We start from the raw sequence: 10,376 nt of genomic DNA, 5'->3' as shown, positions 1-10,376 counted from the left end.
GGGGGGGGGGGGGGGGCGGGGGGGGGGGGGGGGCCCCCCCCCCCCCCGGGCGGGGGGGGGGCCGGCCCGGGGGGGGGGGGGGGGGGGGGGGGGGGGGGGGGGGGGGGGGGCCCCCCCCCCCCCCCCCCCACGCCGGGGCAGGTCCGACGGGTGGTAACTTCGCCCGGCGGAAGCGCCTGACGGCGGGAACCGGCGGGGAAGGGACGTGGCGGTGGCGGACTGGCTGGCGGCACTGGACCGCCGCGCCGAGCTGCGGGCGAAGGCGGGGCTGACCCGCCGGCTGCGGCCACGCGCCGCCACCGACGGCGTGGTCGACCTGGCCGGCAACGACTACCTGGGGCTGGCCCGGCACCCGGAGGTGGTTGCCGCCGCCGCGCAGGCCCTTTCCGCGTACGGGCTGGGTGCGACCGGCTCACGGCTGGTCCGTGGCTCCACCGACGTGCACCACACCCTTGAGGAGACACTCGCCGACTGGCTCGGCACCGACCGGTCGCTCGTCTTCTCCTCCGGGTACCTGGCCAACCTCGGTGCGGTCCGCGCGCTGGTGCGTCCCCGTACGCTGCTGATCTCCGACGCGCACAACCACGCCTCCCTCATCGACGGCTGCCGGATCTCCGGTGCGGAGACGGTGGTGACACCGCACGCCGACGTGGCCGCGGTCGCCGCCGCTCTCGCCGCCGCTCCGGGCCGGCCGGCGGTGGTGGTCACCGAGTCGATCTTCTCCGTCGACGGTGACCTCGCCCCGCTGGCTCAACTGCACGCCACCGCCCGGGAACACGGCGCGTTGCTGCTCGTCGACGACGCGCACGCGCTGGGCGTGGTCGGCCCGGACGGCGCCGGCGCGGTGGCCGGGGCCGGGCTGACCGGCGAACCCGACGTGGTGGTCACCGCGACGCTGTCCAAGGCGCTCGGCGGGGCCGGTGGTGTGGTGGCCGGCCCGGCCGAGTTCGTCCGGCACCTGGTGGAGACCGCGCGGACCTTCATCTACGACACCGCCCTGCCGCCCGTGGTGGCGGCCGGGGTGCGAGCCGCCGTCGGGCTGGCGCGCTCCGGTGCCGGCCGGCGCGCCGAACTGGCCGAGCGGGCCGCCCGCACGGTCGGCCGGCTGCGCGCCGCCGGCCTGGACGTCTCCGCCGCCGACGCCGCCGTCGTCTCGGTCACCGCTCCCAGCCCGGAGGCGGCGACGGCGTGGGCCGCCGCCTGCCGGGACCGGGGGGTGGCGGTCGGCTGTTTCCGCCCGCCCTCCACCCCCGACAGCCGGTCGAGGCTGCGGCTGACGATCAGTGCCGGGGTGCCACGGGGGGATTTCGAACACGCCCTGGAGGTCATCGTGGAGTGTGCGCCATGACGGATCAGTGGCGCGGGCCGGTGCTGGTCACCGGGACCGACACCGAGGTCGGCAAGACGGTGGTGACCGCGGCGATAGCGGCCGCGGCCCAGGCGGCCGGGCTGCGGGTCGCGGTGGTCAAACCGGGCCAGACCGGTACGGCCACCGGCGACCCCGCCGACGTCGAGACGGTCACCCGGCTGGCCGCCCCGATGACCGGCCGTACGCTCGCCAGCTTCCCGGACCCGCTCGCGCCGCTGGCCGCCGCCCGGGTGGCCGAGCTGCCACCGCTGGAGCTGTACAACGCGGTGGACGCGGTGCGGGACGAGGCCGACAAGCACGATCTGGTGCTGGTCGAGGGGGCGGGCGGGCTGCTCGTACCGATGGGCCTGCGGCCCTCCGGTGAGCCGTGGACGGTCGCCGACCTGGCGGTGTCGCTCGGCGCCGCGGCGGTGGTGGTGGCCCGTGCCGGCCTGGGCACCCTCAACCACACCGCGCTCACCCTGGAGGCCCTGGAACGGCGGGCCGTGCCGGCGGGCGTGGTGATCGGCGCCTGGCCGACCGAGCCGGAACTGGTGCACTGGGCGAACCTCAGCGACCTGCTGCCGAATCTGCTCGGCGCGCTGCCGGCCGGCGCCGGCGCGATGGATCCGGGGGTGTTCCGGCGTTCGGCACCGGGCTGGCTCACCCCGGCGCTGTACGGCGTGCTCGACGACTGGCGCGCCTGGGCCGACGAGACCACCTGAGCGGCGGTGCCGGTCAGCGGCGGACGACGAAGGCGTCGGGCATCCGGAAGGTGAGATTGTCGGGGTAGTGGGGTGGGCGCACCACGCGTACCCCGGTCAGCAGCGGCGCCGCCTCGCGCACCAGCGTGGCGGCTTCCATCCGGGCGAGTTGGTCGCCGACGCAGCGGTGCGCGCCCGCCCCGAAGGCCAGGTGCCGGCGCGACCCGCGCTGCCCCGGGCGGAACTCGTCCGGCGACTGCACGACCGATGGGTCCCGTCCGGCTCGGGCCAGCCACAACACCACACTGCTGCCCGCCGGCACCCCCGTCCCGCCCAGCGTGGTGTCCACGGCGGCGACCCGCCGCCAGGTGACGATCGGCGGTTCCAGTCGCAGCCCCTCCTCCACCACGTCGGCGACGTCGACCGAGCCGTCGCGCAGCCCGGCGAGCACCGTCGGCTCACCGGTGAGTCGGTGCAGCAGCAGGGTGAGGAACTGTGAGGTGGTCTCCTGCCCGGCGACCAGCAGGAAGAACAGGGCGCCGACGACCACGTCGGGCGGGTGCCCGGCGGCGCGCAGGGACGCGACCAGACCGTCACCGGTGGCGGCGAACTCCCGCAGCAGCCGGTGGAACCGCCCCACCTCGGCGGCGAGTGCCTGCTGCCGGTCGACGTCCAGCGGCGCCCAGAAGAGTTCCAGCGCCGCGCGGGCGAACTCCTTCACCGCCGCGACGGGCGCGTCGGGCAGGTCGACCAGCCGGGCCAGGACCAGCAGCGGCAGGTCGGCGGCGAGACCCGCGTGCAGGTCGACCGGTGCGCCGGTGTCCAGGGCGGCGGTCAGCTCGGCGACCCGCTGCCGGACCAGCGTGGCCAGCCAGTCCCGTTGGGCGGCCACCCGGGTCGGATGCAGCGCCGCGGCGACCAGGGCGCGGATCTCCGGGTGGGTGCCACCACCGTTGTTGGCCAGCGTCGGCGGCAGCCGGAACCGGTGGGCGGCGAGCACCCGCAGCGCGGCCACCGGCATCGGGGTGACCGCGTCCAGTGCGTTGTCGGGTCGGAACGTCGTGGCGTCGGTGAGCACCTGCCGGACCAGAGCGTGCCGGGTCACCAGCAGGTGCTCGACGCCCACGTGGTCGGCCACCCGGGCGACGTCGGGCCAGTGGGCGGGGCCGACCCCGGTACCTGCCGGGGCCTGTTCCCAGCTGCGGAACAGCACGGCGTCACGCTAGTCGGCCGCCGTCGGGCGTCCGGCGCGCAACCGCCACACCGTGGTGCGCTTCACCCGTACGCTCTCCAGCGCCTCGCTGACCGGCACCTGGTAGGCGGCGAGTTCGTCGAAGCGTTCCCGGGGCAGGAAGGCCCGACCCGGGTCGCCGACCAGCACCGACGCCCCGGCCCGGGTGGCCCGCAGCAGGAACCGCAGCACCCGGTTGGCCATCGCCTCGCTGTAGAAGACGTCGCCGGCCAGGACCACCTCGGCGTCGTGGGCGTCGCCGTCGAGGATGTCGCCGAGTTCGGCGTCGACGCGTACCCCGTTGGCCTCGGCGTTCAGCGCGACGGCCGCGACGGCCAGTTCGTCGATCTCCACGGCGCGGACGGCGGCCGCGCCGGCCCGGGCGGCGGCGATGGCCACCAGGCCGGAGCCGGAGGCCAGGTCGAGCACCCGGCGGCCGGCGACCGTCTCCGGGTGGTCGGTGACGTAGCGCGCCAGGCCCTGGCCGCCGGCCCAGGCGAAGGCCCAGAACGGTGGCGGCCGGTCGCTGCGGAACTCACCCTCGGTCAGCTCCCACAACCCGATCGGCTCGTCCGCCTGGTGCAACCGCACCTCGGGTACGAAGGCGACGGGCGTGAGCCGGGCGTGCAGCCGGACGAAGGCGGCGGAGAGCGCGGACATCCGGTGATTGTCCACCGTCGCCGGGTTCGGCGTGTCGCGGGTGATCCGTAGGCGGTTCAATACCGTACGTGAAATCGGGCATCTTGCTTCACGGTACGTGCGAACACGCCCGTCTACCGGGTGGCTTCCCGCGCTCCTAGCGTTGCCAATGGAGGCGACCAACGGGAGGACGGATCGTGAAGAGGCTGTGGCGTCACACGCTACGGATCGGGGTGGCACTGGCATGTCTCACCGGGGTGGACTTCGCCATGGCCGCGCCGGCGCACGCGGCGTTCGCCACCGAACTCGGCGGCCTGCCGGATCAGTTCACCGCCGGTGGGCGGGTGGCGACGGTCTCCGCTGTGGTGTCCCGCGACGACCAGGGCGACTGCATCAAGGTCCGCTGGTCGTTGGTGCTGGGTGTACAGGGGTTGCGACTGGACCAGGTGCGGGTGGACCGGATCGAGGAGACCGGTTCGTTCCCGGTGGAGGTGCGCGCCGAGGGTGACGCGGCCCGGCTGACCGACCGTCAGCTCGACCCGGGCACGCTCTGCCCGGGGCGTACGGTCACCGCGCAGTACCGGATCGCGTTCGACCGGGACGTCGACCGGGGTCGGGTGAGCCTCGCCGCCGAGGCGTACGACCGGAACCTGCGGTTGCTGTCCCGTCAGACCGCGACCCGCGAGGTGGTGGGTCGGGGCGGCCAGGACCGCCCCACGACCGCGCCACCCACCCCGTCGCAGGCGCCGACGGAGGACCCGACGGAGGATCCGACCGAGGTGCCGACGGTGGATCCGACCGAGGAGGAGAGCGATCCCGCCGACGACGCGGGGTACGCGGGTGGGGCGGCCGACCCGCCGGACGCCGACGCGGCCGGGAACCAGACCGGCAGCGGGCTGGGGCTGACCGAGGTGGCCTTCCTCCTCGGTGGCCTGCTGCTCTTCCTCGGGGTGGGCCTGCTGCTGCGGCTGCGGCAGCTGACCCGGGAGCCCGAGCCCGCGGTCGATGTCGGCGGTCCGACGCCCGGGCACTGGGACCGACGGCCGGACCCGCGCAGCCGGTGGCGGACGGTACCCCGCGACGACGGTTACCTGAGTTGATCCGGGCCACGGTGGGCGCGGTCGCGAACCGGCCCACCGTGGCGTCGCGTCACGGTGCCCAGTCCGGGTTCCGCCCGAAGGCGGCGAGGAGGCGGTCCTGTTCACCGGCCCCGGCGGGCAGCTCGACCTCGGGTTCGACGAGCCCGTCGCGCCGGTAGTCCGCCACGTGGCGGGAGTACCAGCGGGCCGCCTCGGCCACCGCGTCGGCGTCCATCGTGGGGTCCGCGCCGATCGCCACCGCCAGGTCCCAGCCGTGTATCAGATGTTCGGCCAGCAGCTGGTGCAGGTACTCCTCGGCGGGGGTGGCGCCGGCCGACAGGTGTACGGTCCGCTCCAGCGCGCCCGGGCTGGTGGCGGCGACCTCGGCCTGTGCCGCGGCCTCGCGGGCGACCTCGATCGGGTCGGCGCCGAGCTGGTCGCCGTCGTAGCGGTCACCGACCTCGTCGATGGTGCGGCCGGCGAGCAGCGGCACGCTCCAGCGTTCCTCGCTGACCACGTGGTTGACAAGTGTGCGGACGTCCCAGCCGGGGCAGGGGGTGGCGGCCGACCATTGGCCGGGGTGTACCTGTTCCACCCGGTCGGTGAACTCGGCCAGGCTGCGCCGGTACGTTTTCAGCAGCTCCATGTCGCCTTTGTTCCCGCCGCTGGCGCGGGTAACCCGCCGGATTCGGTGGCGCCGGTAACCAGGGCCGGCTACTCCAGCTGCTCCGGATCGAGCCCGAGTTCCCGGGCGGTCACCAGGCGTACCCATTCGGCGAACTGTCGGCGGGAGATCACCCGGTCGTGCACCGCGAGCTGCACCGCCAGGCCGTCCATCACGGCGCTGATCCGCCAGGCGGCCCCGGCCGGGTCGGCGCAGACGAAGCTGCCCTCCCGGACCCCGTCGGCGATCACCGTGGCCAGGTCCTGCCGCCACCGTAGGTCCAGCTTGCGGGAGACCTTCTCCAACTCGGGGGTACGCAGCGACTCCGCCCAGCCGTCGATCCACATGGACCAGGAGGTGGCGCGCCCGGCCGGGGTGTAGAGGCGCAGGATGCGACGGAGCTTGGTCAGCGGCGGGGCGCTGGAGCGGGTGACCGCGTCGAGCCGGGCCAGATCCTGCTCGACCGCGTACGCGAAGGCCTGGGCGAGCAGCCGCTCCTTGGTGGCAAAGTGGTAGAAGACAAGTGCCTGGCTCACCCCGGCGGCCTGCGCCACATCAGCCGTGCGGGTGTTGGCCAACCCGCGCTGCCCGATCACGTCACATGCGGTGCGCAGCAGGGCATCCAGGCGGATTTCCGCCGCACGTCTCGTCACGTCCGTCACCGTATCCGATCGAAACGGATACGGCCGGTCACCAAACCCCTGTTGATCCGGCTTGCGACAGTCGGAAGCCGGACAGTTCCGGACTCGCCGGGACGGGAGCCCGATTTGGCATCCGATCCACCGCTCGGCTAGAGTTCTCATCCGTCACCGGGTACGCCCCGGGGCGTGCGGACGTAGCGCAGTTGGTAGCGCATCACCTTGCCAAGGTGAGGGTCGCGGGTTCGAGTCCCGTCGTCCGCTCGGAGCTGCCGCCACGCGTGACGGGGGCAACCTCGGTGGGGTGGCCGAGAGGCGAGGCAACGGCCTGCAAAGCCGTGTACGCGGGTTCAAATCCCGTCCCCACCTCGGTAGAACAGCAAGGGCGATTGGCGCAGTGGGAGCGCGCTTCCTTGACACGGAAGAGGTCACTGGTTCAAACCCAGTATCGCCCACCAGTGGATCCAGCAGATGAAGGCCCGTTACCGGAGATCCGGTAGCGGGCCTTTCGCATTTCCTCCGGCGAGGCACCTCGACAGCGGGTTGACGACTCAATAGTCAGTGCCGGATAGTCATTCCTGACTAAGGAGTGCTGTGGAGCGACGTCGGAGAGTGCCCAACCCGCTGGCCCTGGCCGTGCTGGCCTGGCTGATGTGGGAGCCGATGCACCCCTACGAGCTGGGTCGACGACTCAAGCACACCGGTCAGGACAAGCTCATCCGGTACACCCGCAGCTCCCTCTACATGGTCATCGAGCAACTCGCCCGGGCCGGGTTCGTCGCGGCGCAGGAGACGGTCCGGGACAGCGCCCGGCCCGAACGGACGGTGTACGCGATCACCGAAGAGGGCCGCCACGAGGTGTACGACTGGCTGCGTTCCCTGCTGGCCCAGCCCCGCCAGGAGCATCCGCACTTCGCCGTCGCGCTGTCGCTGCTCAGCCTGCTTCCACCCGACGAGGCGGTCGAGGTGCTGCGCCGCCGGTCGGCGGCGCTCGCCGGCCGGATCGAGGAGACCCGCACGACCATCGACGAGGCGCGCGCCGACGGTGTCGGGTGGATCTTCCTGGTCGAGGAGCAGTACGCGCTCGCGCTGCTGGAGGCGGAGCGCCGGTTCGTCACCGAGTTGATCGAGTCCCTCAAGCAGCCGGACTACGCGAAGTCCTGGCAGGAGACCATGGGAGGTCGCGCATGACAGCCGTCCGAACCGCGCTGGTGATCGGCGGCGGGATCGCCGGTCCGGTGACCGCGATGGCGCTACGTCGCGCCGGAATCGAGGCCACCGTCCACGAGGCGTACCCGTCGGCGACCGAGGGGAGCGGAGTCACCCTGACCCTCGCGCCGAACGGACTGGCCGCGCTGCGCCTGGTCGACGCCGAGCGAGCCGTCGAGCGGGTCGGCCTGCCCATGCGACGCACCGTGGTCACCGACGGTCGCGGGGGCCGCATCGGTGCCTTCCCCCACGTGGCGGTGGAACCGGTCACGCTCGGGCTGTGGCGCGACGACCTGGCCCGGGTGCTGCGCGAACGCGCCGAGGCGCAGGGCGTGCGCATCGCGTACGGCAAGCGGTTGGTCGACGCCGAGCAGCACGGTGACGGCGTGCTCGCCCGGTTCGCCGACGGCTCCACGGCCAGCGCCGACGTGCTGGTCGGCGCGGACGGCGTCCGGTCCCGGGTGCGTACGCTCATCGACCCGCAGGCACCCGGGCCGCAGGTGCTGCCGCTGCTGAACCTCGGCGGCGCGGCCCGGTACGCGGTGCCCGACGCCGACCCGGAGGCGATGTACTTCGTCTTCGGATCTCGGGCCTTCTTCGGCTACTGGGTACAGCCCGACGGTCGCACCGCCTGGTTCGCGAACGTTCCGGACCGTCGACCGACCAGCTATGCCGAGGCGAGCCGGATCCCCCGACCGCAGTGGCTGCACCGGCTCCGTGAGGTGTTCGCCGACGACGTGCCGGCCCGGCAGGTGCTCGCCCACACCGAGCCGGACGACCTGGTGGCCATCGGATCGATCGAGAGCATGCCGTCGGTGCCCCGTTGGCACGGCGGTCGGCTGGTGCTGGTGGGTGACGCGGTGCACGCGCCGTCGCCCAGCTCCGGCCAGGGCGCGTCACTGGCCGTGGAGAGCGCCGTGCAGTTGGCCCGCTGTCTGCGGGACCATGCCGAGGTGTCCACCGCGTTCGACGCGTACGAGCGCCTGCGTCGGGTGCGGGTGGAGAAGGTGCTCCGGCGGGGTCGGCAGACGACCTCCACCAAGACGGTCGGCCCGGTCGCGAAACGGATGATGCGGATCATGATGCCGCTGGCGTTGCGTACCTTCCTCAACCAGGAGCGGACGCTCGGCCCGGAGCAGCGCTACCGGATCGACTGGGACGCGCCGGTCACCACGGAACTGGCCGCCGGCCGCTCCTGAGTCGACGAGCCGTGCGTGCCGCGCCCAATCGCCACCGCCCGCCGGTCACATCGGCGGCGCGACGTCCCGCCGCTCCTCGACCCGGCGGTACTCCACCGGCTCGTCGGCGGTGGCGACCGTCTGGCGACGGCGGCCCCAGACGAGCGTCGTCAGGATCAGGCCGAGCACGCCGGCGGCCATCAGGATCCAGCCGACCACGTCAATATCGAGCCCGCCGATGCTGGCGTTGACCGCGAAGGTGAGGATGGCGCCGAGCGCCAACAGAAAGATGCTGGTGCCGATACCCATGACAGCCTCCTTTGTCCGGGGGTGCGGTGTGCTGTCGGGAAGGGTCTGTACCCGGGTCGGGAGCGGCGCAATCACCGGCCGTGGGGGCGGCGCCTCCGGCGATCTTGTCATCGGGTAGAGTTGCCCCGTCGCCGGCGCAGCCGGAGGCAGTGCGGACGTAGCGCAGCTGGTAGCGCATCACCTTGCCAAGGTGAGGGTCGCGGGTTCGAATCCCGTCGTCCGCTCGCGATTCGGTGACGCCTGCGGGTGTCGCCGGTGCACCACGGGCGATTGGCGCAGTGGGAGCGCGCTTCCTTGACACGGAAGAGGTCACTGGTTCAAACCCAGTATCGCCCACCAGCTTTCGGACGGCGCCGCACTGCTACGACGGCGAGCGTGCCGAGCAGGTACCCAGCTCAGGCCCGGAAGGTCCGCCGATAGGTGTCCGGCGGTACGCCGACCGTGCGGTGGAAATGCCGACGTAGCGTCGTCGCCGTGCCCATGCCGGCCGCCGACGCGATGGTGTCGATGCTGCCGAGCGGGGACCTGCTCCGAACGGATCCACCGGGCGGCGGCCCGGCGTACGTCCGACAGCGCGACTGCCGGTCAGCGGCCGTCGGCGCTGGTGGGCAGGGCGAAGTGCCAACCCTCCGCGTGCAGGGCGGGAATGGCACGGTCGACGGCGTCGACGGTCTGGCTGCGGTCGCCGCCACCGTCGTGCAGCAGCACCACGGCGCCCGGTGCGACGCCCTCGACGAGCCGCCGCAGCAGTTCGTCCGTGCCGGGCGGTTCCCAGTCCGTGACGGCGAGCCGCCAGCCCATCGGTCGCATGCCGAGCGCCGTGGCCACGCCGGGCGTCTGGCCCCAGGCGCCGTACGGTGCCCGGAAGTAGGGGACTCGGACGTGCGGGACCGCGTGCCGGATGACCGCGTTGGTCTCCAGCAGGTCCGAGGCGATCCGGCCGGCGGCCCAGGACCCCATGTCGTGGTGGTGCATGCTGTGGTTGCCCAGCGCGTGCCCGGCCGCGACGATCCGGCGGACCAGCTCGGGGTGTTCGATGACCCGGTCACCCTGAAGGAAGAAGACCGCCCGCACGTGGTGGGCGGCCAGGACGTCGAGCAGGCGCGGGGTGTGCTCCGGGTGCGGTCCGTCGTCGAAGGTGAGGCAGACGACCCGGTCGGTGCCGATCACCTCGGTGGGCCGTACCGGCGGCGGTCCGACGCTCGACCCGGACGCGGCACGCGGAGGACGCAGTGGCTGCATGGTGGACGACATCGGTCGGACCTTCCGCTGGTGGGCCGTGGGGGGGGGGCGGGGGCCCCCCCCCCCCCCCGGGGGGGGGTTGGGGGGGCGGCCCCCCCGCCCGGGCGTAGCCGGGGGGGGGGGGGGGGGTGGGGG

At 73.6% G+C, this 10,376-nt stretch carries 11 protein-coding genes, 5 tRNA genes and 1 pseudogene; 10 read left to right on the top strand and 7 right to left on the bottom strand.

The genetic code is table 11. The features are described 5' to 3' along the window. Positions 1-211 precede the first annotated feature (211 nt). Positions 212-1,348, top strand: coding sequence for an 8-amino-7-oxononanoate synthase (locus tag V5O40_RS27040; protein ID WP_332908074.1), 1,137 nt, complete (start codon positions 212-214; stop codon positions 1,346-1,348). Then, positions 1,345-2,073, top strand: coding sequence for a dethiobiotin synthase (gene bioD / locus V5O40_RS27035; protein WP_269739151.1), 729 nt, complete (start codon positions 1,345-1,347; stop codon positions 2,071-2,073). The genes V5O40_RS27040 and bioD overlap by 4 nt, the downstream gene beginning before the upstream one ends. A gap of 13 nt (positions 2,074-2,086) precedes the next feature. Here bioD and V5O40_RS27030 read toward each other — a convergent pair whose 3' ends face one another. Both V5O40_RS27030 and V5O40_RS27025 read right to left on the bottom strand, forming a co-directional pair. Next, positions 2,087-3,265, bottom strand: a complete 1,179-nt coding sequence (locus V5O40_RS27030) for a cytochrome P450 (RefSeq protein WP_332908073.1) — start codon at positions 3,263-3,265, stop codon at positions 2,087-2,089. A 9-nt stretch (positions 3,266-3,274) separates the two neighbouring features. Beyond that, complete coding sequence (locus tag V5O40_RS27025; RefSeq protein WP_269739149.1) at positions 3,275-3,943, bottom strand: class I SAM-dependent methyltransferase; 669 nt, start codon at positions 3,941-3,943, stop codon at positions 3,275-3,277. 176 nt (positions 3,944-4,119) lie between these two features. Between V5O40_RS27025 and V5O40_RS27020 the strand changes: the two genes are divergently transcribed. Beyond that, complete coding sequence (locus V5O40_RS27020) at positions 4,120-5,022, top strand: hypothetical protein (protein WP_332908072.1); 903 nt, start codon at positions 4,120-4,122, stop codon at positions 5,020-5,022. 49 nt (positions 5,023-5,071) lie between these two features. Here the strand turns inward: V5O40_RS27020 and V5O40_RS27015 are convergent, their stop codons facing one another. Both V5O40_RS27015 and V5O40_RS27010 read right to left on the bottom strand, forming a co-directional pair. Beyond that, the gene (locus tag V5O40_RS27015) at positions 5,072-5,647 is read right to left on the bottom strand and encodes a TIGR03086 family metal-binding protein (RefSeq protein ID WP_332908071.1); all 576 of its coding nucleotides are present in this window, start codon (positions 5,645-5,647) and stop codon (positions 5,072-5,074) included. A 68-nt stretch (positions 5,648-5,715) separates the two neighbouring features. Next, positions 5,716-6,318: a TetR/AcrR family transcriptional regulator gene (locus V5O40_RS27010; RefSeq protein WP_164445494.1), complete on the bottom strand. Its 603-nt coding sequence runs from the start codon at positions 6,316-6,318 to the stop codon at positions 5,716-5,718. 176 nt (positions 6,319-6,494) lie between these two features. Between V5O40_RS27010 and V5O40_RS27005 the strand changes: the two genes are divergently transcribed. The 5 genes from V5O40_RS27005 to V5O40_RS26985 all read left to right on the top strand — a co-directional run bounded on the left by V5O40_RS27005 (position 6,495) and on the right by V5O40_RS26985 (position 8,711). Then, positions 6,495-6,567: transfer RNA gene (locus V5O40_RS27005), tRNA-Gly, on the top strand. 34 nt (positions 6,568-6,601) lie between these two features. Continuing rightward, positions 6,602-6,672, top strand: a tRNA-Cys gene (locus V5O40_RS27000). A 14-nt stretch (positions 6,673-6,686) separates the two neighbouring features. Next, positions 6,687-6,761, top strand: a tRNA-Val gene (locus tag V5O40_RS26995). 136 nt (positions 6,762-6,897) lie between these two features. Next, positions 6,898-7,494 carry a PadR family transcriptional regulator gene (locus V5O40_RS26990; protein WP_332908070.1) on the top strand — a complete coding sequence of 199 codons (597 nt, stop codon included), beginning with the start codon at positions 6,898-6,900 and terminating at the stop codon, positions 7,492-7,494. Continuing rightward, positions 7,491-8,711: an FAD-dependent monooxygenase gene (locus V5O40_RS26985; RefSeq protein ID WP_332908069.1), complete on the top strand. Its 1,221-nt coding sequence runs from the start codon at positions 7,491-7,493 to the stop codon at positions 8,709-8,711. Before V5O40_RS26990 ends, V5O40_RS26985 begins: the two co-directional genes overlap by 4 nt. A 45-nt stretch (positions 8,712-8,756) precedes the next feature. Here the strand turns inward: V5O40_RS26985 and V5O40_RS26980 are convergent, their stop codons facing one another. Continuing rightward, positions 8,757-8,999 carry a DUF6458 family protein gene (locus V5O40_RS26980; protein ID WP_332908068.1) on the bottom strand — a complete coding sequence of 81 codons (243 nt, stop codon included), beginning with the start codon at positions 8,997-8,999 and terminating at the stop codon, positions 8,757-8,759. Between the two features lie 151 nt (positions 9,000-9,150). Between V5O40_RS26980 and V5O40_RS26975 the strand changes: the two genes are divergently transcribed. Both V5O40_RS26975 and V5O40_RS26970 read left to right on the top strand, forming a co-directional pair. Next, a tRNA-Gly gene (locus V5O40_RS26975) sits at positions 9,151-9,223 on the top strand. A gap of 40 nt (positions 9,224-9,263) precedes the next feature. Then, a tRNA-Val gene (locus V5O40_RS26970) sits at positions 9,264-9,338 on the top strand. Between the two features lie 56 nt (positions 9,339-9,394). Here the strand turns inward: V5O40_RS26970 and V5O40_RS26965 are convergent. Both V5O40_RS26965 and V5O40_RS26960 read right to left on the bottom strand, forming a co-directional pair. Further along, a pseudogene (locus V5O40_RS26965) lies at positions 9,395-9,508 on the bottom strand (AraC family transcriptional regulator); the annotation flags it as partial. 76 nt (positions 9,509-9,584) lie between these two features. Beyond that, positions 9,585-10,253, bottom strand: coding sequence for a polysaccharide deacetylase family protein (locus V5O40_RS26960; protein ID WP_332908067.1), 669 nt, complete (start codon positions 10,251-10,253; stop codon positions 9,585-9,587). Positions 10,254-10,376: the final 123 nt, after the last annotated feature.

Origin of the sequence: Micromonospora palythoicola, from assembly GCF_036689795.1 — a bacterium.
Taxonomy (GTDB): domain Bacteria; phylum Actinomycetota; class Actinomycetes; order Mycobacteriales; family Micromonosporaceae; genus Micromonospora; species Micromonospora palythoicola.
Note: the sequence above shows the minus strand (reverse complement) of the source record. Positions and strands in the feature narration are given on the sequence as shown.